The organism is Acinetobacter sp. 1000160 (assembly GCF_000588715.1).
GTDB lineage: Bacteria > Pseudomonadota > Gammaproteobacteria > Pseudomonadales > Moraxellaceae > Acinetobacter > Acinetobacter courvalinii.
The window spans coordinates 19366-40576 of the sequence record NZ_JFWP02000014.1 but is presented as its reverse complement, the minus strand read 5'-3'; the positions used below and the strand labels follow the sequence as shown (position 1 = coordinate 40576).

22 protein-coding genes are annotated in these 21211 nt (G+C 44.0%); 3 read left to right on the top strand and 19 right to left on the bottom strand.

Annotated elements, in window-relative coordinates:
• Window positions 1-208 precede the first annotated feature (208 nt).
• From nadA to rpe, 9 genes are all read right to left on the bottom strand, one after another.
• On the bottom strand, window positions 209-1273 hold the full coding sequence (gene nadA, locus J699_RS00460; RefSeq protein WP_005228872.1) for a quinolinate synthase NadA: 1065 nt from the start codon (window positions 1271-1273) through the stop codon (window positions 209-211).
• Between the two features lie 143 nt (window positions 1274-1416).
• Window positions 1417-2637 (bottom strand): bifunctional glutamate N-acetyltransferase/amino-acid acetyltransferase ArgJ, encoded by a 1221-nt coding sequence (gene argJ, locus J699_RS00465; protein WP_032868116.1) that lies wholly within the window; start codon window positions 2635-2637, stop codon window positions 1417-1419.
• A gap of 349 nt (window positions 2638-2986) precedes the next feature.
• On the bottom strand, window positions 2987-3475 hold the full coding sequence (locus J699_RS00470; RefSeq protein ID WP_032868118.1) for a methylated-DNA--[protein]-cysteine S-methyltransferase: 489 nt from the start codon (window positions 3473-3475) through the stop codon (window positions 2987-2989).
• Between the two features lie 18 nt (window positions 3476-3493).
• A complete protein-coding gene (locus J699_RS00475; protein ID WP_005228866.1) occupies window positions 3494-3811 on the bottom strand; it encodes a DMT family transporter in 318 nt (105 codons plus the stop codon).
• A gap of 160 nt (window positions 3812-3971) precedes the next feature.
• Window positions 3972-4463, bottom strand: a complete 492-nt coding sequence (locus tag J699_RS00480; RefSeq protein WP_032868119.1) for a hypothetical protein — start codon at window positions 4461-4463, stop codon at window positions 3972-3974.
• 82 nt (window positions 4464-4545) lie between these two features.
• Window positions 4546-5451 carry a copper resistance protein B gene (locus tag J699_RS00485; protein ID WP_032868120.1) on the bottom strand — a complete coding sequence of 302 codons (906 nt, stop codon included), beginning with the start codon at window positions 5449-5451 and terminating at the stop codon, window positions 4546-4548.
• A complete protein-coding gene (locus J699_RS00490; RefSeq protein WP_032868121.1) occupies window positions 5438-7393 on the bottom strand; it encodes a multicopper oxidase domain-containing protein in 1956 nt (651 codons plus the stop codon). The genes J699_RS00485 and J699_RS00490 overlap by 14 nt, the downstream gene beginning before the upstream one ends.
• Before the next feature lie 75 nt (window positions 7394-7468).
• Entirely contained in the window at window positions 7469-7885 is a 417-nt protein-coding gene (locus J699_RS00495; protein WP_032868123.1) for a hypothetical protein, read from the bottom strand.
• A gap of 367 nt (window positions 7886-8252) precedes the next feature.
• Window positions 8253-8939: a ribulose-phosphate 3-epimerase gene (rpe, locus tag J699_RS00500; RefSeq protein ID WP_004774957.1), complete on the bottom strand. Its 687-nt coding sequence runs from the start codon at window positions 8937-8939 to the stop codon at window positions 8253-8255.
• Between rpe and J699_RS00505 the strand changes: the two genes are divergently transcribed.
• On the top strand, window positions 8938-9126 hold the full coding sequence (locus tag J699_RS00505; protein ID WP_032868125.1) for a hypothetical protein: 189 nt from the start codon (window positions 8938-8940) through the stop codon (window positions 9124-9126). The genes rpe and J699_RS00505 overlap by 2 nt on opposite strands.
• A complete protein-coding gene (locus tag J699_RS00510) occupies window positions 9123-9398 on the top strand; it encodes a DUF2218 domain-containing protein (RefSeq protein ID WP_005283533.1) in 276 nt (91 codons plus the stop codon). The genes J699_RS00505 and J699_RS00510 overlap by 4 nt, the downstream gene beginning before the upstream one ends.
• A gap of 27 nt (window positions 9399-9425) precedes the next feature.
• Here the strand turns inward: J699_RS00510 and fghA are convergent, their stop codons facing one another.
• The 7 genes from fghA to J699_RS00545 all read right to left on the bottom strand — a co-directional run bounded on the left by fghA (window position 9426) and on the right by J699_RS00545 (window position 15526).
• Window positions 9426-10271, bottom strand: coding sequence for an S-formylglutathione hydrolase (gene fghA, locus J699_RS00515; RefSeq protein ID WP_032868127.1), 846 nt, complete (start codon window positions 10269-10271; stop codon window positions 9426-9428).
• Entirely contained in the window at window positions 10240-11685 is a 1446-nt protein-coding gene (locus tag J699_RS00520; protein WP_005228851.1) for a C13 family peptidase, read from the bottom strand. Before J699_RS00520 ends, fghA begins: the two co-directional genes overlap by 32 nt.
• A 209-nt stretch (window positions 11686-11894) precedes the next feature.
• Complete coding sequence (locus J699_RS00525; protein ID WP_032868128.1) at window positions 11895-12698, bottom strand: class I SAM-dependent methyltransferase; 804 nt, start codon at window positions 12696-12698, stop codon at window positions 11895-11897.
• Complete coding sequence (locus J699_RS00530; protein ID WP_009512322.1) at window positions 12698-13519, bottom strand: undecaprenyl-diphosphate phosphatase; 822 nt, start codon at window positions 13517-13519, stop codon at window positions 12698-12700. The genes J699_RS00525 and J699_RS00530 overlap by 1 nt, the downstream gene beginning before the upstream one ends.
• A gap of 8 nt (window positions 13520-13527) precedes the next feature.
• Window positions 13528-14226: a tRNA (adenosine(37)-N6)-threonylcarbamoyltransferase complex dimerization subunit type 1 TsaB gene (gene tsaB / locus J699_RS00535; RefSeq protein ID WP_032868130.1), complete on the bottom strand. Its 699-nt coding sequence runs from the start codon at window positions 14224-14226 to the stop codon at window positions 13528-13530.
• Window positions 14227-14368: 142 nt separating this feature from the next.
• Window positions 14369-14896, bottom strand: coding sequence for a gamma carbonic anhydrase family protein (locus tag J699_RS00540; RefSeq protein WP_165569327.1), 528 nt, complete (start codon window positions 14894-14896; stop codon window positions 14369-14371).
• 24 nt (window positions 14897-14920) lie between these two features.
• Complete coding sequence (locus tag J699_RS00545) at window positions 14921-15526, bottom strand: CoA pyrophosphatase (RefSeq protein WP_005228843.1); 606 nt, start codon at window positions 15524-15526, stop codon at window positions 14921-14923.
• Window positions 15527-15655: 129 nt separating this feature from the next.
• Between J699_RS00545 and J699_RS00550 the strand changes: the two genes are divergently transcribed.
• Window positions 15656-16204 carry an NUDIX hydrolase gene (locus J699_RS00550; protein ID WP_004774970.1) on the top strand — a complete coding sequence of 183 codons (549 nt, stop codon included), beginning with the start codon at window positions 15656-15658 and terminating at the stop codon, window positions 16202-16204.
• A 46-nt stretch (window positions 16205-16250) separates the two neighbouring features.
• On the opposite strand, the gene J699_RS00555 is transcribed toward J699_RS00550, so the two are convergent.
• Genes J699_RS00555 through J699_RS00565 form a run of 3 tightly spaced genes read right to left on the bottom strand, consistent with a single transcriptional unit; the run spans window position 16251 to window position 21197 of the window.
• The gene (locus J699_RS00555; protein ID WP_032868132.1) at window positions 16251-18263 is read right to left on the bottom strand and encodes a hypothetical protein; all 2013 of its coding nucleotides are present in this window, start codon (window positions 18261-18263) and stop codon (window positions 16251-16253) included.
• A 22-nt stretch (window positions 18264-18285) separates the two neighbouring features.
• Complete coding sequence (filE, locus tag J699_RS00560) at window positions 18286-19533, bottom strand: putative pilus assembly protein FilE (protein ID WP_032868133.1); 1248 nt, start codon at window positions 19531-19533, stop codon at window positions 18286-18288.
• Entirely contained in the window at window positions 19533-21197 is a 1665-nt protein-coding gene (locus J699_RS00565) for an OmpP1/FadL family transporter (RefSeq protein WP_171070851.1), read from the bottom strand. The genes filE and J699_RS00565 overlap by 1 nt, the downstream gene beginning before the upstream one ends.
• Between the last annotated feature and the right edge of the window lie 14 nt (window positions 21198-21211).

The following is a 21211-nucleotide window of genomic DNA, read 5'->3' as shown; positions in this document are numbered from 1 at the left end:
CAGTAGGATTCGAACCTACGACCCCCTGGTCCCAAACCAGGTGCACTACCAGGCTGTGCTATGCTCCGATTTCTCAGCTTTTAGTGTATCGCACATCGTGCGGTACGGTGTGCATTCTAGGCGCGACGCCCTAGAACGTCAACACCTATTTTTCAAAAATATTAAAAATCCTTACCAAATGTATATTTAACAAGCATCTTGATGCTTTTTAACGCTTTAATGAGGCACTAAAGTTCAACATTCGATCTAAAGGCAATTTAGCGCGTTCCGCCAAGGCCGGATCAACGTGTATTTCTTGATCGGCATGCTGCAAGACATGCAAAATTCCATCCAGTTCGTTCATTGCCATCCACGGACAATGTGCACATGAACGGCAAGTTGCCCCCTCACCTGCAGTTGGTGCTTCAAATAATTCTTTATCAGGCACCGCTTGCTGCATTTTATAGAAAATACCCCGATCGGTTGCCACGATCATTTGCTGATGCGGTAAAGTCTGGGCAGCTTTGATCAGTTGCGAGGTACTTCCCACGGCATCGGCAATATCGACCACCGATTCAGGTGACTCTGGGTGCACCAATACCGCTGCATCTGGATAAAGCGCTTTCATTTGCGCAATGCCGCGGGCACGGAATTCTTCATGCACGATACAGGCACCATCCCACAACAACATATCAGCGCCAGTTTTCTTCTGAATATAGCGGCCTAAATGCTGATCTGGTGCCCAAATAATTTTTTCACCCAAACTGTCCAGATGCTCAATGATCTCAACCGCACAACTTGAAGTCACCACCCAGTCAGCACGTGCTTTCACTGCTGCTGAAGTATTGGCATACACCACCACGGTATGATCAGGATGCTGATCACAGAATGCCGCGAACTCATCCACAGGGCAACCCAAATCCAGTGAGCAGGTTGCTTCCAGTGTCGGCATCAATACCGTTTTTTCCGGTGACAAGATTTTGGAGGTTTCACCCATAAACTTTACACCCGCTACCACCAGCGTCGTTGCAGGATGATCGCGACCAAAACGCGCCATTTCCAATGAATCAGAAACACAGCCACCCGTCAGTTCTGCAAGCTCTTGCACTTCCGGATCACAGTAATAGTGCGCCACAAGCACAGCATTACGTTTTTTAAGCTCTGCTGCGATTTGAGCGAACTTTTCTTGTTTCACTTCTGGGCTGAGGCTATTGTCCTTTGGCTCGCCCAAACGATCTAAATGCGCCTGCACAATATTTTTGGCTTCGTTCGCAATTAAATTCGCATCATTCATAAAACGTCTTCTCTATCCTGCGTGCTTGCATCATTGCAAAGCTATAACGTGGGTGTCGGGGTGATCATTTATTAAGAATCACACTGTCCACAAACCAGCTTATAAAAAAAGCCCCACTGTGGAGGCTTCATTATAACGCAAATTTATGAGCGATAATCGGCATTAATTTTCACATAGTCGTAAGAAAAATCACAGGTATAAACCGTGTCTTTTGCCGTACCACGACCAAGATCAATCCGGATGGTAATTTCTTTTTCAGCCATCACCGCAGCACCTGCTGCTTCGGTATAGTCTGGGTTTGCACCACCATCCAGGCAAATTTGCACGTCACCCAACCAGACTTGAACCTTGCTACTGTCGAGATTTGGCACGCCCGCCTTACCAATCGCCATCACAATACGGCCCCAGTTTGGATCTGACGCAAATAATGCAGTTTTAATGAGTGGTGACTCGGCAACGCTATACGCCACATCACAACATTCTTGCGTATTTGCACCGCCCTCAACCTGAACCGTGATGAATTTGGTTGCACCCTCACCATCACGTACGATTAATTGCGCCAGACGATCCATAATACGTGCAAGTACATCGAGCACGTGTTGATAACGTGCATCGTCTTGGTTCTGGATTTCTGCACCACCTGCCAAACCGGTTGCCACAAAGATACAGGAATCATTGGTCGAGGTATCACCATCAATGGTAATGCGGTTAAAGGAATGCTCAACCGTGGTTTGCAATAAGCGCTGTACCAGTTCTTGGCTAATCGGCGCATCGGTTGCAACGAAGCTGAGCATGGTCGCCATATTCGGACGGATCATACCTGCACCTTTACTGATTCCCGTCATGGTATAGGTCACCCCATCCAGTTCGAACTGTTCGGATGCACCTTTCGGCGTAGTGTCAGTGGTCATAATGCCAGATGCCGCTTCAGCCCAACGATCTGCATTTAACTCATTTAATGCAGGCTGAATGCCTTGCAGTAAACGCTCAATCGGGAGCTGCTCACCAATCACACCGGTTGAAAACGGTAAAATCTGGTTGGTCTGTACACCGGTTAACTCAGCTAGTTTGGCACAAGTCGCTTCTGCATTTTTATAACCGACTGTTCCTGTTGCAGCATTGGCATTACCCGTATTGATAATCAGGTAACGTGGGGTATTTTCTGTTAAATGCTTTTTACTCAATTGAACAGGCGCAGCCGCAAAAGCGCTTTGGGTAAATACCCCGGCAACCTTTGATCCTTCAGCAAATTCAAAAATGACTAGATCTCGTCGATTTGGATAACGTACATACGCCTCAGTTGAGCCAATTTTTACACCCTGCACCACATGCATAAGTGGCATAGTTACGTCACCAACAGCCATTTTTAAACTTCCATTCAATTTGTTATGAAAAAGAAAATGAATACATACCCTATATATGAGACTCGGAAAGGTCATCTACAACCTGCGTGGTATTTGTAATATCCCGTTTCTGCAATAGATAAAACAAATGCAACAAGTGAACAGGTTTTGTAGATGACAATGCCTTTGGTTACTTTGGGCGAAACCAAAGTAACTCGAACCGAAGGTTATTCCTAATATTGGATTACACTAGGCAAGACACCGCCTCGCGAATAACCGAGTTACCGTTCAAGTCATAAAATATGTGGATTCATATCTGTTAAGTAGCTTATTCCAAAAAGAAATGAAAATCGAGTATTAACACTACGGATTATGGAATTTGGCTTTGCTCTAAACTGAGTAAAATCTGCTTCTTATCCAGACCACCTGCAAAACCCACCAACGCCCCACTCGAACCAATCACCCGATGACACGGCGCAATAATCGAAATCGGATTCTTACCATTGGCAGCGCCCACCGCACGCACCGCTTTCGCGTTCCCTAGCTGTACTGCAATCTCTTTATAACTGCGCGTTTCCCCATAAGGAATATTCAATAATGCTTGCCAGACCTGTTGCTGAAAAGCCGTTCCCTGAAAGTCCAGAGGCAAGTCAAATTGCTGACGTTGCCCTGCAAAATACTCTTGTAATTGTTGCTTTACTTTATGCAATATCGGATGCTGGCGATCTTCAACTAGCTCGGCTAAACGAACCCGTTTATGGTCTTCGTTATCCCACATCACCGCAACCAGTGCCTGATCATGTGCAACCAGTTTTAATACGCCTACAGGCGAATCCATATACATATAAACCAGTTGCATCATGTTCTCCTTAAGTGGTTAATTTGATGACAGTTTCATCAACATCAAACCCGATACGATCAAGACTGCTGCAATCATTCGCATCGCGGTCATCGGTTCGTTTAACACCATGATCCCGACAATAAAAGATCCAATCGCACCAATCCCGGTCCAGATGGTATATGCCGTTCCCAGCGGAAGGGTGCGCATTGACATCGACAGCAATACCACACTTAAAACCATGAAAACAATGGTCACGATACTTGGCGTTAATTTGGTAAATCCTTCAGACAACTTCATCGAGTATGCCCAGATGACTTCAAAAATACCTGCCAAAATTAAAATTGCCCACGCCATTTTATTACGCTCAACTTTATCAAGGGTTGGGTCGTCCCAACGTGATTCTTTCGAGGGAGGTCGTCCTCCTAAGCTCAGCAGTGTACTGTAAAATAAACCATGATGTGATTTGTTATGTTTCAACTCGGTTGAAAGTTTAAGGAATAATCAATGACTGATCCTATTTCTTGCATAAGGCTTTTAACCATTGTGCGAAACGTGCAAGAAGCTTGGATAAAAACTGTTGCAGCTGATATAAAGCATTTTCATCTGAACGGTTCAATTGACCAGTAGCTGTCTTTTTCTTGGCAGTTGCAAGCTCTAAAGGCTCATAATGTGGCATGGTTTGCTGTAGCTCAGCCCCCAGATTGAGGCGCTGTAAAGCCGCAGTGACAGTCTCAATCGGGTCTTGATGATAAAGCGCCAAATGTCGGGCATCTACATCAATACAGTGTTCAAGTAACAGTGCTGAAAAAGGAATGAGGGCCTGTCTTACCCGCTGTTCATGTGCAGCGCTACACATTGCCGGAATATGATAAAAACTGACATACATGCTACCCTCAGAGAGAATGCGTTCAGATTGAGAAGTAGAGACGTGCTGAGGCTTTTCACCCGCTGGAGTAGCGTGAGTATTTTTATCTGTTATTGGATTGTGTTGTTGTTCTAAAGCCATTTATGCACCATGAATGACTCAAAAAAGATACTGTTAGTATAAACCAACAGTATCCCGAAAAAATGACATTTTAAACAAAATATCAAAACTTTAGCGTAAGACCTGCACCATAGATCCAACCTGTTTTAGAATCCGAAGCTTCTTGCCAATCAGTTGCCTTGCGTCCCTTGTTATAGCCATAAGCCACATCAATAAAAGGCATTACACGGTTCTTCACAATTTCATAGCGGGTTTTAATCCCGAGTTCCGCATCGGCAAGCCCGGTTTTGGCTGCATATTTGGATTGATCTCGTAGTACCCATTCCATTTCCAGATAAGGCTGCATAATCAACTTTTGTGTGAGCAAGAAATCACGTTCAGTTTCTAGCACAAAGCGCCATTGCTGATCCTGTCCCGCATACAGATGGGCATCGGTTTCAAAGAAATATTGCGCCATGCCGTGTAAACCCACAACACCTTCAAACTGTTCCTTATCGACTTGATGCTCAGCGTTATAACGATAATTTACGCCAGCTTGAACATCCCAAAAATCTGAAATATTACGGCTATATAAGGCCGCAATACGTTGCTCCGATTTTTCAGACTCGGCCTTGGCATAATCGGCGTTGATAAACAGTTTATTTTCATCGCTGCCCACCCAGGTTTTTAACTTAGATTTAACCGTACCCGTGCCATCTTCATCCAGCAACCATGCAGTATCCAACTGAGTCGACTGATAGATTTGTCCACCATGTTCACGGGTATGGTCGTGCTGCCCATGTTCTGTTTCAGGTCGTTGCTGAACTGTTATCTCGCGTTGATGTTGTGAATGATCCATTGGAGATGCAGCAGCCACCGGCATATGCTGCTGTGCGGGCATCTCCATTTGCATCATCTGATCATGTCCTTCATGCGCATAGGCAAATGCACTGAACGAAGAAACCAAGCCACCGATTGCCAACAATTGTGTATATCGCTTCATTTTGGAAACTTGCTTAGTGATGTGCATGGCTCGCTCCTTGAGATGATTGAACAGGGGCTTGAACTGGCGTTTTTGAATCGTCCACATTGGCAACAATCAGCTTGCTCATCATGCCTGCACTCATGTGATATAACAGATGACAATGGATTGCCCACTCCCCTAATTCATCCGCAGTCAACAAGGCCGTTACCGTCTTGCCAGGCGGCACAATTACGGTATGTTTATTCGGCATATCTTGCGGTGCCTGCCCATTTTCCAGTTGCATAAACATGCCATGTAAATGCATCGGATGCGCCATCATGCTGTCATTGACGAATTTCAGGCGGATACGCTCACCATAACGCACCGTTAAAGGCTTAAAGTCAGGATCACTAAACTTCTTGCCATCAATGGTCCAGATATAACGCTCCATGGTTCCACCCAGACGAATCACCACTTCACGCTCTGCTGGACGGCGATACTTTTCTGGCTGGGGTTGCAAGGATTGCAGATCGGCATAGGTTAAAGCTTTCTGACCTGCAGGTGTTGCTGCATTGGCCCAGCCCTGCACAGTATCCCTGCCTTCTTGTGCAGAAGAGTCTGCCATTTGATGCTGACCATGCTCCATCTCTTTCATGTTCATCTGTGCATGGGCACTATGATCCATTTGCGACATGTCCATATTTTCTTGTGAACCATGATCCATACCGACATGTTGTTTAGAGGCATCGGCCTGTTTGTCCTGAGCAGTCTGATGCTGGCTATGATCCATCTTGCTCATATTCATTTCAGCATGTGCACTATGATCCATGGCAGGTTGTGAGGATGTTGCAGCCTTCTCTTGTTGCTGTGGCATCTGGTGCTGACTATGGTTCATTTCGCCCATTTTCATTTGACCATGCGAGCCATGATCCATGCCCATGTCTTCCATGGTTAATAGGGCACGTGGACGTGCTTTTGGAATCTGGACACTGGTCGGACGGGTCAGCATTTCATTCTGCAATGAGCCGATGGCAAAACCAGAACGATCGATCGACTCTGCTTCAATTTGATAATGTGCCTGTTTTGGCTCGACCAGCACATCATAAGTTTCTGCGGTACCAATACGGAACTCACCTACAGGAATAGGCTTTACTGGCTGTCCATCAGCACTGACCACGGTCATTTTCAGGTTGGGAATACGTACATCAAAAAACGACATCGCCGATGCATTGATAAACCGTAAACGAACCTTTTCTCCCGCCTTAAAAGCACCGGTCCAGTTTTGTTGCTGGGTCTGACCATTGACCAGAAAGGTATAACCCGTGACATCGGACAAGTCCGTTTTCAGCATGCGCATCTGGTTCCACATCGAACGATCTTGCCAGGTTGCTTTCAACCCTTGTTGCTTGAACTGTTTCCAGACGTCACCGACTGTTTCACGCTGGTTCTGGTAATACTCGGCTGATTTCTTCAGATTTGCCATGATCTTGTCGCTTTCGGTGTCATGGAAATCAGACAACATCACCACATAATCACGCTCCGCTTGTTCATGGGCCGCGACAGGCTGTTTTCCTTTGGGATAAATCACCAAAGGACCATATAAACCATCCTGTTCCTGACCCTTGCTATGCGCGTGATACCAGTAAGTGCCATTTTGACGAACCTTAAAACGGTACTCAAAACTGCCATTCGGCTTAATACCTTTGAAACCGTTAAAGCCTGGTACACCATCCATGAGTCCGGGTAAAAGCAGGCCATGCCAATGTAAAGAGGTATCTTGATCTTTGAGCTGGTTATGAACATGAATGACAGCTTCATCCCCCTCCTCAAACTCAAGCAATGGGGCAATAAACCTGCCATTTACGGTGATACGTTGCACCGGTTTACCCGTCACATTGACAGTACCCTGATTAATATTGAGATGATATTCCTTGATTGCAGCCACACTATAAGATGCAAACAATAAGCTTAGGCTAGCGACAACACCAGCATATATTTTTGAGGACATGATGATTTCCTAATCTGTTAACTTTAAAAATGCTCAGCTCCCTTTTCACAAAGAGCAAGAGCCTGCAAAGACAGATCAGGTTCTAGGTGGACGTAAAATCTCTTGCCAATAGCCTGCCAGATGCCGCGCCTGATAATCCGCATGGATATGCATACTCAGCTCTAAAAATGGCGAAGCAGAAAGGCTTGGGGTATTTTGGTCTAAAGCGAAATTGATGCTTTGACAATGCGAGGTACTATTACAATCCTGACAATGCAGATGGTCCTGCATTTGCCCGTCATGACATTGACCGGGACTCATGCGATCTGCATGTGAGCTTTGTGCAGAATGATGTTGCATCATTTGCTGATCATGACAGGATAAGCTTGAAACCGTAGATGAATGATGAGAATGAAGCTCTTGAACTGCTGCAACGGCCGCACTGCTGCCCCCAATGAAAAAGATCATCAGGAATACAAACCACAGATGTCTGTATTGCTTGCGAAATTGCACTAAAGGTTCCTTGTTTCCATCAATTCAGGTGATTGAATATGCCTAGCATAATTTCTTTCTACTTTATGCACAATGATCTCACTGTTTAAATTCTTACACACCATTCAAAATCATTATGCTTTTGCTGTTTTATTGGTCACTCCAACCACTTTCATCCACTGCGCAAAAATAGTGCAAAATAAATAAGTTAGCGCATAAAAAAAGGACAAAAACTTGTCCTTTTTCCATTATTTTGCTGCCAATATAAACAACTGAAATCATTTTGTTTATTTTAACAACATCTTATCCACTTGGTTATCAACACGGTTATCCACCCAGTTATAAACAAAGTTATCCACAATCCTAGGTGAAAAATAGGATGAAAACACTAAACTTCTGTTGCACCCACTTGAGCCAGCTCTGCACGCATTTGGTCAATCACGGCTTTATAGTCTGGTTGACCAAAAATTGCTGAACCAGCAACGAACATATCCGCCCCCGCCTCGGCAATCTCACGGATATTTGCAGGACCCACACCGCCATCGACTTCCAGACGGATATCACGACCACTGGCATCAATAATCTGACGCGCCTGACGTAATTTATCCAAAGTCATAGGGATGAATTTCTGTCCGCCAAAGCCCGGGTTTACGCTCATTAATAAAATCTGGTCGACTTTATCCAACACATAATCAAGGTAATGTAAGGGTGTCGCCGGGTTAAAGACCAAGCCCGCTTTTGCACCACCCGCCTTGATCAGTTGCAAAGAACGGTCAATGTGATCGGTTGCTTCCGGATGGAAAGTAATGATTTCCGCACCTGCTTCAATAAAATCACCAATCATGCGATCCACAGGCGAAACCATCAGATGCACATCAATGGGTGCTTTAATCCCGTAGTTTTTCAGTGCTTTACACACACCTGCACCAAACGTCAGGTTGGGTACATAGTGGTTATCCATCACATCAAAATGTACAACGTCTGCACCTGCAGCTAGAACTTTTTCCACCTCTTCACCTAAACGCGCAAAATCAGCAGATAAAATCGAAGGAGCAATCAAATAAGGCTTGGACATGGATGACCTGGCAAACTCTGAGAAAAATGATAAGGCGATTATAGCAAATTCAGCCCACTTAGGGCTGTTACAAAGTCATTATTCAAGCATTGCAAACTTGCAACAACGCGTTGCATCTCAACTATTTTTATCTGCTTTATGCTTTGTTATGTTAGTCAATGAAATAAGAGGAAGAAAAGCAACATGAATAGCAGCACCAATATCACGACGACTGAAGGAAAACGCATCAGTAAGCGTTTGCTTAATCACTGGAAGCATAAGTTTGAAGTTGCAGAAACGGAAACAGAGACAAAAATCTTTATGCCTACTGCAACCGTTACCCTCACACCGCATGAACAGCATTTGGCGGTACTGATCGAAAACCAGCAAGAAGATGTCGCACATCTCGAACAGGTGGTGATCAATCACTTAAACCGTATGGCGCAGCAGGAATTTGTGGCTGAATGGCAGCACAATTAACAAGAAGCTCAACATGAGCTTCTTTTTTTATCCCGCTACTTTTTCAAGCTGAATGGCGTGAAACTGGAGATGATCATCAATAAAACTTTGAATAAAGTAATAGCCGTGATCATAGCCCTTATGCAGGCGTAAAGTGAGCGGTTGCTTCGCCTCAAGACAGGCCTGTTTGAATTTCTCGGGGTTCAACTGAGCAAAGAACTGATCATCCAGTCCCTGATCAATCAGGATTTCTTCAAATAACCCACCTTTTTGCTGTACCAGCGCGGTGGCATCATGGGCCGCCCATTGCTGCTGATCCGGTCCCAAATATTGGCCAAATGCCTTTTCGCCCCACGGGCAAATGCTGGGTGCGCAGATTGGCGCAAAAGCTGACACCGATTTGAATTGATCCGGATATTTAAAGGCTAAGGTCAATGCACCATGTCCGCCCATGGAGTGACCAAAAATTCCGACCTGATTTTCAGCGACCGGGAATTCTTGTAAAACATGTGCATAAAGCTCATCAACCAGATAAGACTCCATTTGATAATGCTCAGCCCAAGGTTGTTGGGTGGCATTAATATAAAAGCCAGCCCCTTGCCCAATATCCCAATGATCACCTTGTGCAACATTATCCCCACGCGGAGAAGTATCAGGTGTAATTAAAATCAGGCTGAGTCGGGCCGCCATGCGTTGTGCATGCGCTTTAATCGCAAAGGTGTCTTCGGTGCAGGTTAAGCCTGCAAGATAAAACAGGGCTGAACATGCTTTACCTTCCAGAGCAGCAGGCGGCAAATAGACGCCGACTTTGGTGCTACCTTTCAGATGTTGAGAATCAAGTTGATAAATACGTTGCTCACCCTCAAAACAACGGTTTTTTTGCAGTAGCTGCATGTTCATCATCCTGTGTTTTTGTAATGTCTGTTGATGCAATATTTTGTGTCGGGAACAGATACGGTTCAAGCTGTGGCAGCATCAGCTCCATATTACGGCCCATCGACCATTGCGGTTCAGAGGGTTCAACACCTTGTGCCACTTCCCACTTGGTCACGGTCTGTTTGGCCTGCTCAAAGGCTTTCTTCATTGAAGATTGTTCGCGCATTGCCAGATCAAAAAACGCCCGACCAAAATAAGTATAGTCTGCTTCGTTATTACAGCCAAAAGAAGTTTTATCTGCCGCAGAAGCAGTAATGATTAAAGTATCCGGTGATTGTAAAGCCGGAATAAAACTGCCCGAATAACAGGCTGAGATCACAATCACACGCCAGCGAATCCCAGATTTATCCAGCGTTTCTCTTAACCATTTTGGATCAACCTGATCCAGATTCAGCGGTGCATTTTCAATTTCAAAATGATTCCGCTCACCATGTGAGGTCATATACAGAAACAAGACATCGCTATCACGATTCATTTGCTGACCAATACGGCGTAACGCCAGTTCCATGCTGGTTTTCGATGCGATTGGCACTTCTAAACGCGTAGCTGGGTTATTGATGAGCATGATGGAACGCCCAAAGGTGCCAAAACGGGTATCAAACTGTTCTCTGATGCGTTCAATTTCCGACTTGAATACATCCACATAGCTATCCCCCGCCACACCCATAAAATACCAGTGGCTTTGGGCAATATCGCCATATTGAATCTGATCCAGTGCCTTATCCAGCAAATGGCTTTGCGCATAAAAGGCATCTTCGGCAAAACTTGGCGGGGTCTGCTCCACTTTCCAGATCGGCTGATCCTTCACGGAAAGCTGCCATACCACCATGGTTGCAATGGTTGCCACAAAGACCAGTGCACGTTCCCACCACGGCCAGTTGAGGGCACGTGAAAACACCCAGATCACTGCCAGACTTTGCCAGACAAATAGCCCAACAAACAGCGGTGGCAAGAAACCGTTATAGATACTGTCAGGAATAAAATTCAGATAACCGTTAGAACCCAGATACTGGATAATGCATTGTAACAGCAGAATATTGGTATCAAGCACTAGCCACAATAAGGCAGGCACCAGCATCAAACGTGGCTGATTCATCCGTTGCGAAAGAAAAATACCGACAATCAGGGCAATAAAAGGCCATAGTGCATAGCCAATCAAGCCTTGGGAATTAAACTCTCCCATTTGTCCAGCCACCAGCCAGCTATACAGCGAGTTGGTACAGCCACCGAGAATTCCCCAGAGAATCAGTTGGGTAATGGATGGATGCACAACCTGTAAGGAACGGCGAGACCCGAGGAACAACCACATTCCAGCAATTTGGTTACTTTTAAAATCATGCCAGAGATTAATGGACGGTTTGAGGTCTATCATAAAATTCTTCGGGAGTTTCTCTTTTCAAGCCTAAACTGAAAATATGCCATCCTAATATTTGAATGTGCAGTACTTTTCCTAAAAGACGCAATGCGTGACTGTAGTGTAAGCTCGACAAGAATTTTTTAGCAATCATGCTTTTGCACTATATCACAAAACTTTACCGAGCATTGACGCAAGCCAAACAATCATTTGAATCTGATTTAGAATTAACCTTTTGGAAAATATGCATCAAAACGGCAAGCATCACCTAGCCATTGGTGATCAGGGCTTTGATCTGCCAGATAAACCGCATGTCTTGGGCGTTTTACAATCACCCGTTTGCCAATCTGGCTGGCCAGATGCAAGAGTTGATCGCCAAGATCCATTTCCCCATCTTCAGGCAACAACAGATGTAACAACTGCATTTGCTTCTTGACCTGAGCCTGCTTCTTTGCCGCTTGCTGATTCTGATCCCGTTGCGGAAACATCGGATCCAGATACACCACATCGACCTGCTCACCGTGCTGGACCAGTTGTTGCAAATAGCTGTTGGAATCCGCATAGATCAGTTGAATACGCGACATGAACGACTGTAAAAACGGATCTTGCTCAGCCTGTGCTTTGGTATATTCCAGTAACACAAACAGGATGGGATGGCGCTCCACCAACCGGACTTCAGCACCCAAATAGGCTATCAGTAAACTGTCATGCCCCAAACCTGCAGTTGCATCGATCAAGCTTGGCTTTTCCCCCAGTTGGCAGGCTCTGGCAATCATCTCTGATTTTAAGCTGGCTCTTTTTAAACGGGGAATCTCGGCACGCCAGTCCGGTTGCATTTTCATGCCGTTGGCAGCCAGGCTAAGCCCATCGCTATCGATGACCAAAGCCATCTCTGGATTCAAACGTAAAAAACGGGCATTGATCTTTTCAACCGCTTGACCGTTCAACTGAACCTTCAATTCAGCCAAACGGCTTTTCAGTTGCTGAAATGCCTGTTCATATTCCGCTTGATAGTAACACTGCATCTGCATTACCAGTGCACCCAACCTGTCCACCACGTCGCCAGAATAAACAATCCAAATACGATACGATAATAGGCAAAAGCGGTGAAGTCATGCTTGGACACATAGCGAATCAAGGCACGGATCACCACCAAGGCTGAAATAAAAGCAACGATAATACCGACGGCTAACACCAGCATGTCATTGCTGTGCAAGTCATGACGCATCTTGTACATATCCAGCAAGCCAGCGCCCATCAATACAGGGATGCCCAAGAAGAATGAAAATTCGGCTGCGGCTTTACGAGATACACCCAAGAATAATGAGCCAATAATGGTTGACCCTGAACGTGAAGTTCCTGGAATCAAGGCCAGACACTGAATCAGACCAATTAAAGTCGCTTGCTTAAAACTCAGATCATCCACCTCTTTGGTGACGATCTGATGCGGGCGACGTTCCGCCCATAAAATGATAAAACCACCGACAATCAAGGCAATCGCAACAGTAATGGCATTAAATAAATAGGCTTTAACCACATCACCAAAAGTCAGGCCAATAATCACAATTGGAATAGAGGCGATGATCAGGTTCAGACTCAGACGGCGGCCCTGTTCCTGTCCTGTGAGCGCACCAATTAGCGCGCCCCACAATTTGCCCCAATACTCATAAATCACCGCAGCAATTGCACCAATCTGCACAGCGACAGCAAACATATCGCGCTTTTCAATGGTCCAGAAATCAAGCAGTTGACCTGATAAAATGAGATGACCTGTGCTTGAAATGGGCAGGAACTCGGTAATCCCCTCAACCAAGCCCATAATTGCTGCTTTAAATAGCAATAAAAGATCCATAATTAACCTTAATTCGCCTTACCTTGTTCTGGAATTTTTTTCCACGCATCATCACGCAAATACACGGGCAATGCCTGCTCAGCATCAACCCATTTTTGCTGTGCCGCATATACACGGGCAATGGTCGCAATGTCCTGTGCCGTTGCCTTAATCTGTACCCATGCTGTGTTTTCAGTGGAAGCCTCAGCGGAGTCTATTGCTGTTGGCTTAATTAATTCTGAACCCGAGCCAATCGGCGTAAATTTGCAATACGCAGCTGCTTGCTCGTAATTCATTAATTTTTCTTCATCCAGCGCCTGCATTATGCCCTGCTCATCCAGACGGAAGTTGGCGATATACACTTCCTGCATACGCGCATCCAGAACCGCGGTGACTTGCGCTAAACCTGTAACACGATAAGCGGCCTGTGCCAGAGCCTGCAAGCTGGAAACTGGAATCACCGGTAAATCCTGTGACCAAGCCAATGCCTGTGCAACAGCAGCATTAATTCGCACCCCACTAAATGAACCCGGGCCCCGGCTAAACGCAATTGCCGACAAATCAGCAAGTTGGCTTTGTGTCTGTAATAGAGCTTGTTCAATTAAGGGCAAAATGGTTTGCGTTTGTGCTTTCGGTCGGTCATCCAACTGAAAGTAGAGTTCTTGAGTATCATCAATCAATGAAACAGAACACTGCTCATTTGCAGATTCCAATGCCAGCAACTTCATGCAAAAACCTTAGCCCGAAACAGATAAAAACGTCGAGTATCATACTCCACTCAAACGCGATAGGCGAGTTATTGGCTTTTTTATCTCCATAAAAAGCCAAGCATAAACTTGGCAACATGAAGGCTTGATTTTTAAACGTCCATTAAAAAGTAAAAGCTTCCAGATTTAAAAAGTTTTTGTAATGTTCAGCATAATGCAAGGCACTTAAACGCAAGCGTGCAGCGCCCTGTTCATCCAGTGTTTTCACCACTTTTCCTGGTGAGCCCATCACCACAGAATTATCTGGAATAATCTTTCCTTCTGGAATCAAGGCATTGGCACCAATAATACAGTTCTTGCCAATCACGGCGTTATTCAAAATCACCGCATTCATGCCAATCAGTGAATTATCACCAATCGTACATCCATGTAACATCACCTTATGCCCGACCGTCACATACTCGCCAATAGTCAACTCGATGCCGGCGTCGGTATGTAAAACTGCATTTTCCTGAACATTGGAGAAATCACCAATCCGTATCACGCAATTATCGGCACGCACCACGGCGCCAAACCAGATACTCACTTGCCGACCAAGTTCTGCTTGGCCAATGACAGTAGCCGTTGGTGCAACCCAGCCATCCCAAGGTTCATGTAAAGCTTTCGGACTCAATCCCTGATAGGTATACATCATGATAAAAAACTCTTAAAAAAATTAGAACTTTGCAATCCCAAAGTGCGGTGGATTCACGAGAAAAGGCCAGCTTTTTTGATAGCCTAATCCATATTGAAATAATGACACCAGCATCCGGGCAGTCAGCCCCCAGACCACTTCACTGTCTACCTGCATGCTCGGGAAATATAACGATTGTCGAGCTAAACGCACTTCATAAGGTAAAGGGGGAGCATCAATCAGTTCTTGCAGCGGAACAAAGAAAATCCGGTCAATCTCAGTCGGCTGGGCAATCAGTTCGACCTGCGCTGGAATTAGCCCGACAATCGGCTTAACCGACAAGCCACTACGCGCCCGCTGAATCGGTAAGTCACCCAAGAGCTTTACATCAAAGGGATTCAGTGCAGTTTCTTCTTGTGCTTCACGGAGCGCCACCACGATATTACTGGTATCGCTTGGATCACGTTTCCCCCCAGGAAAGGAAACCTCCCCTGCATGTTGCGACAACTGCATCGAACGACGGGTGAGCAAAACTTTAGGCTGACTTTCCTGGGTAATCGCAATCAATACAGCAGCATCCGCCTGCTGGATTCGTTTGGAAAAACGTAACCGTTGTTGTAAAAGCGCGATTAACGATGGTTCTTCCATCTCAATTATCTCTTGTTCTCATTTTCCTTAATCAGCATCATAGCCGAATTTTTAGCAGCAATCATAGATCATGATGCGAAGTCATTAAAATTCGGTTATGCTGAGTTATCTCTACGGCTGATGATAATTATGAGCTTTTGCGTTGCGTGTGGACATCAAACTGAAGCAAAAATTCCACTGGGTGATCATAAATCACGATTGGTCTGCACACATTGCGGCAACATTCATTATGAAAATCCCAAAGTGATTTGTGGTGCATTAGCTTTATGGGATGACAAAGTTTTACTGTGCCGCCGTGCCATTGAGCCCCGCTATGGCCTCTGGACTTTACCTGCAGGTTACATGGAATTATTTGAAACCATGGAACAAGGCGCTGCACGCGAAACCCGAGAAGAAGCTGAAGCCGAAGTTGAAATCGAACAATTGTATTGTATGTACAATATTCCGCGTATTGGACAGATTTATGTGCTGTTTAAAGCTTTGTTAAAACAAGGACAGTTCGGTGCCGGTGAAGAAAGTATCGAATGCCGCTTATTCGAAGAACATGAAATTCCATGGAAAGAACTGGCTTTCCCAAGTGTAGAACAAACACTCAGACATTATTTTGCTGATCGTAAAAGTGGACAATTCCCTCCCCATTTAGAAACACTCGGCACACGCCTGGACCATACCGGCTAAATAAAAAAGACCGCATTGCCGCGGTCTTTTTTATTGTGACTATCCTTTAAGATTTTATCTTAATCGCATTACAGGCTGGAATTTTTTGATCTGCAATACGAATACTCGCTGTTCCTTGATACCCTTTTGCGAAAGCTCGCTCTTGAGCTGTAGGCTCAACAAATTTGCTCTTATCGGTACCTTCCTTATCATAGGTATTGATATAAGAAGTAAGATATAACGCATAGTTGTTTAACCAAGAAACCGTATTATTTGAGAAATTGGTTAAGTTAATCCCTGTGGCTTGACCATTTAATAAATTATGGATATTAATCTTCGCCCCACTGATATTTTGTTGACCAGATAATGAAGTAAAGTTAAGACCTAACAATAGACCTTCAATTGCACCAAATTTTGGATTTGCAAAGATCATACGTACCGTAATTGATTTATCATTGGCTGAATAAAGCGCACCACCGGTAGTACCTACCCGATACTGTGTAACCCCATACTCATCAAGATAAGTTCCATCTGGCTGAGGTTCTGCTTGAGCACAATTACCCGACATATCTGTTGCAGTCGCATCTTTCTTCATATCAGTGCGGATATCACCGTGTTCATCGATGACGATCCCTACATCAACCGGTGCAATACCCGTATCTTTAAATTTAAAGGTTAAGGTCGCATATAATGGAAACGCATAGCGCTGTCCAGATTGGACATTTGCTTCTGTAGTAAACACATCTTTTGGTAAATAACTTGCCGGATTCACCTTAAAGACATCAGTTACGCCTTTATAATTTATTCCAGCAATACTTTGCTGCCATAAGCCCAAGTCTTTCGCATTATTAAAAGGATCGGTAGATTTAGCTTTAGTGAGTTGGCGATAAACCGCTTCAGTACTGGCAATATTGGTCCCATTAATTAATTTGCCTTGAGTCATTAAAACATCATTGGCAGAGTTATCATTTAAGGTAAAACGTAAAGGCTGGCTTGGATTAATTTCTTGGTTAATTAAGTTAAACCAGTCACTTTGAGCATTAACACGCAGTCTATCAGGTTTGGTGGTTCCCAATAATGCAATTGGCGGTGATACAACATCATTGGTAATGATCGGATTGCCTCGCCATTGTTGACCATAACCAATAATATAGCCCTGACGGTCATTTAATAGTTCAAATCTTCCCATTGAATGAACTAAGTTAGCACCTTTATCACCCTTGATATTCAGACAATCTGCATAAAGTTCTCTATTACAACCAAAGAGACCGTCAGGAAAGACACCACTTCCTTCTTCTGGTACCTCAATCACTGCGCCATTACTTCCTGCTTTAAATAAAGGTAGCTCTGCATACCAGACCCCTAAATTACTAAGCTTGAGTAATTGGGTAATAACATCAAATGCCTGCTCATCACTGATTTTACTCACGTCCAGCCATGGTTTTAGTATTTCAGTATAGGCACCGCTACTTAACTCAGTTACCCCAATATCACGACTCAAACTTGAAAGCGTATTTTTTTGCTCGGTACTAAACTCGATCGGCTGAATATCACCAATGACATTCTGATCATCTACAATACTCTGGCTTTGAAAAATCTTAACCAATGCCATTGCCACTCTAATCGTTTCATCATTCATATTTAGATTAGTAGCAGATTGACCAGTCAAACCCATCGCTAGATCAATCACCCGAATACGAACGGGTATTCCCATTTTCATTTTCGCAAGCTTATCGAGCTGAATCGTGCCTAAATTAATTTTCCGAGAGTTCTGCTCGCCTTGTAAGTAAAAGGTAACCGTATCACCTAACTTACATGCGCCAGTGACCACGTTACTATCTAATTTTGTCTCAAAATGATGAACCTTATCTGTACTACAATCAAAATTTAGACCTGCTACAGGATAATCCATTACAAATTGCAAGCAATCCACTGCCGTAACATCACAACTGGTATTTGAGGTCACACCAGATGTACCCTTGGTTGGGTCTTCATTGATTTTGGCGCTTTCACTGCCACATCCATGTAAAAAAAGAGCCAATGTTGAAAAAGCAAATGGCAATAATATTTTTTTATTCATCACTGGTTAATCCTATCCTTGCTTACTGTAAAACAGAAATTTTGATCTGCCCTTGGTTTGAGAGTTCTTGTTCTGGCACATCAATCGCTGAAGCCAGTGGTGTCATTAAGATATAACGTACATCTTTCGGTACTTTTATCACGCCTTGCAGAGCAGCATGCTGTAACACCGTCTCAGTTGTCTTATTACTTTTAAAACCGCTTACACCCTCTTCAATACAGCCTTTTTCATCCAGAAATACGACCAGTGGCCAATAATAGACTGGTTGTTTATTATTTGAAGAATAGGAGTCGATCTGCATATATTGAATTGAGGGATCGAGTTGCACTAACTCGTACTCAAATTTTTCTTTAAGCGGTTTGCGCGGCCAGAGTCCTACATCATTTTTAAGCGTTAGCGTTTTAATGGTTTTTTTATAGCCTTCCAAGAAACAACGATCATTTTCAAATGCAGATTTTAAGTCCTCATTTGATAGGCGTGCATAGGTGGTTGACAACACGATCGGAGCTGCTGATTGTGAAGAGCGATTGAACAACTTGTCCAGAACTGATCGACTAATCCCCTTTTTCCTTTCTATGGTTTCCAATCGTCCTGTACCATCTGGCATCGTATAAAAACGTTTTTTCCCATCAAGATTAAATTCTTGATTTTCAAGGTATTCATTATCGACATATTCAACCCCATCTACTTGGCTAAAGCCTTTTGACGCAACAGCCTTTGTGGAGACATCTGTCACATTTGGCGTAGATTTTACTTTTTCGGCTAGAACAGTTTTTTTCTCAACGGTAGGGGGTTGAACATCTAATTTTTTTGACGTTTTTTCTTGCTTAACTTTAGCTTTTTCGACAGATTGTAAAGGTATTTTCTGCGCACTTGCAGGTTCTGGCGGAGTGATTTTAGGTGGAATATCTAGCTGTTCAGTAACTTTTGGCTCAACTTGTGAAATTCTCACAGGTTCAGCCACTTTTACTGTATTTGACTGGGTCGGCTTTATTTCAACTAACTTAGGCTGAACCTCAACAGTTTTTTTCTGTTCAGATGATGGGAGGTTACTTTTAATAATAGTCTGACTACTCGGAGCTAGTTCAGTTTGTATGTTCTGCTTTGGCTCGGCTTGCTTTTTTCCAATTTTCATAGGCACAACCATTGGACGTCCATCCGGTCCAATAATCGTATAGAAACCATCTGCATAAACGGTCGAGGCACTTGTTACCATTAAACAAAGTAATGAAATAACCAGCGCCGTTTGTCGAGTCCTTCTTTTTTGCATTACCATCTTGTTCTGTAGTTAATTCCGAGTAGAGTGACTTTGGTATTGGTTTTTACGTTCAAACCAGCATACGGATTTAATAAAAGATTATTTACGCCAGTTTGGTTTGAAAGACTACTGGTATTGGCTGGAATATCATCCCGGCTACGTAAGAACCCTAAGGACAAATCCAGATCTGTATCCTGATCAAAACGGTAACCGATACCTAAACCGAATAATTGCGCATTATTAATCGGAACCATAGTATTACGCTTGTCATCTGGAATCGAGCTGGTACGTGGTTCATATCCCATCCGAAGCTTCAAACGATCCGTTGCTGAATACTCCAGGCCAATCCCCCAACGCCAAGACGACTGGAATTTTAGCGGTAAAGCAAGTGAACGATCAGTCACATCATTCGATAATAACTTCGCCACTTTCAGCAAAGAAATTTGACGATCAAACTCGAATTTGAACTTGTCCCAAGCCGAGAAGTCCGTCCAACCCACATCAAAGTTCATTTGCAAGTCTGGGAATATCTTATATTTGATCCCTGCTTTAAAATGCTGTGGATATTTAAAATCCATTGCTAACAACCCAGATTCAACTGGAGGAGCATATCCAGGAAAACCTAGAATCGCGGCAAGAATTTGACCTGTAGCTGACGAATTCAATCCAGCAATTAACTGTTGTGGGGCATCCGCGACATTGATTAAATATTTACCCTTTAAGCGCATCTTGGCTTCACTTTGATATACCATACCGAAACTAAAGTCATCAGTGGGTTCCCAAAGTAAACCTAAGTTATAGCTTGGACTAAGCGATTGTTCCAAAGAGACATCTAATGAACCGACCTTACTAAAAGGATCCATGCCCTCTTTGGCATTACATATACCAAAGAGTAAGAGGTCAGTAATAATGTCACCATTTTCTTTAAAAGGACCACATACCACTTCATCAACCATACGTAACACCCCGATTAACTCATTCGGGAAACGTAAATCCGTTTTCATGGCAATGGCTTGATAGGACATCCCAACAGACGCCCCCAGATATAAGTTATCGTTTACCTGATAACCGAATGAAGGTGATAAATAGGTAATACGCTCTAAGGCAACTTGTTGCCCCATATAGTTACTTGGATTGCCATCTTCCGCACCAAAACCAGCAACCAACGGTGCATACACGGCTGTTGCATAGGTCACTTTAGAACCTGGTGGCTTATATGAGATACCTGCAGTAGGTGCGACTAAAGGTGAGTTTGGGCCTAAATCTACAATTTTCTTTAAGACCGGCACATAAATACTGGCATATTCCACATCACCATGTACCGTACCTTTAAAGTCCGTACAAATATTGGCAGTAATTTCAGGTCCGTCATTACATACCAGAGGGTCATCTGAGTAACCAAAAACGTTATATCCCGCTGGAGCAGCATAATCACGTTTAATGGCAAAATTTGCCAAAATTCCCTGTACATCGGTTTGCAAACCATCGAGTTTGGCAAGCGCTGCCGGGTTAAAATGTACCGCACTAATCCCAGGAGGATCTGCAGTGACAGCATTCCCTAATGCCAAAGAACGTAAGTCTACCGATAAGTCTTGTCCAAGTTGTGCATGAGTAGCACTCGATAGTCCTGCAAAAAAAATCGCTATCGCTAGTGGACATAATTTAAGGTTTTTCACCATTATTACATCTC

What these genes read in the sequence shown, in the direction of transcription:
- nadA (WP_005228872.1), bottom strand. Translation starts at nt 1,273, where the DNA reads ATGAATGATGCGAATTTAATTGCGAACGAAGCCAAAAATATTGTGCAG.
- argJ (WP_032868116.1), bottom strand. Translation starts at nt 2,637, where the DNA reads ATGGCTGTTGGTGACGTAACTATGCCACTTATGCATGTGGTGCAGGGT.
- J699_RS00470 (WP_032868118.1), bottom strand. Translation starts at nt 3,475, where the DNA reads ATGCAACTGGTTTATATGTATATGGATTCGCCTGTAGGCGTATTAAAA.
- J699_RS00475 (WP_005228866.1), bottom strand. Translation starts at nt 3,811, where the DNA reads ATGGCGTGGGCAATTTTAATTTTGGCAGGTATTTTTGAAGTCATCTGG.
- J699_RS00480 (WP_032868119.1), bottom strand. Translation starts at nt 4,463, where the DNA reads ATGGCTTTAGAACAACAACACAATCCAATAACAGATAAAAATACTCAC.
- J699_RS00485 (WP_032868120.1), bottom strand. Translation starts at nt 5,451, where the DNA reads ATGCACATCACTAAGCAAGTTTCCAAAATGAAGCGATATACACAATTG.
- J699_RS00490 (WP_032868121.1), bottom strand. Translation starts at nt 7,393, where the DNA reads ATGTCCTCAAAAATATATGCTGGTGTTGTCGCTAGCCTAAGCTTATTG.
- J699_RS00505 (WP_032868125.1), top strand. Translation starts at nt 8,938, where the DNA reads ATGGATGACCTGGCAAACTCTGAGAAAAATGATAAGGCGATTATAGCA.
- rpe (WP_004774957.1), bottom strand. Translation starts at nt 8,939, where the DNA reads ATGTCCAAGCCTTATTTGATTGCTCCTTCGATTTTATCTGCTGATTTT.
- J699_RS00510 (WP_005283533.1), top strand. Translation starts at nt 9,123, where the DNA reads ATGAATAGCAGCACCAATATCACGACGACTGAAGGAAAACGCATCAGT.
- fghA (WP_032868127.1), bottom strand. Translation starts at nt 10,271, where the DNA reads ATGCAGCTACTGCAAAAAAACCGTTGTTTTGAGGGTGAGCAACGTATT.
- J699_RS00520 (WP_005228851.1), bottom strand. Translation starts at nt 11,685, where the DNA reads ATGATAGACCTCAAACCGTCCATTAATCTCTGGCATGATTTTAAAAGT.
- J699_RS00525 (WP_032868128.1), bottom strand. Translation starts at nt 12,698, where the DNA reads ATGCAGATGCAGTGTTACTATCAAGCGGAATATGAACAGGCATTTCAG.
- J699_RS00530 (WP_009512322.1), bottom strand. Translation starts at nt 13,519, where the DNA reads ATGGATCTTTTATTGCTATTTAAAGCAGCAATTATGGGCTTGGTTGAG.
- tsaB (WP_032868130.1), bottom strand. Translation starts at nt 14,226, where the DNA reads ATGAAGTTGCTGGCATTGGAATCTGCAAATGAGCAGTGTTCTGTTTCA.
- J699_RS00540 (WP_165569327.1), bottom strand. Translation starts at nt 14,896, where the DNA reads ATGTATACCTATCAGGGATTGAGTCCGAAAGCTTTACATGAACCTTGG.
- J699_RS00545 (WP_005228843.1), bottom strand. Translation starts at nt 15,526, where the DNA reads ATGGAAGAACCATCGTTAATCGCGCTTTTACAACAACGGTTACGTTTT.
- J699_RS00550 (WP_004774970.1), top strand. Translation starts at nt 15,656, where the DNA reads ATGAGCTTTTGCGTTGCGTGTGGACATCAAACTGAAGCAAAAATTCCA.
- J699_RS00555 (WP_032868132.1), bottom strand. Translation starts at nt 18,263, where the DNA reads ATGAATAAAAAAATATTATTGCCATTTGCTTTTTCAACATTGGCTCTT.
- filE (WP_032868133.1), bottom strand. Translation starts at nt 19,533, where the DNA reads ATGCAAAAAAGAAGGACTCGACAAACGGCGCTGGTTATTTCATTACTT.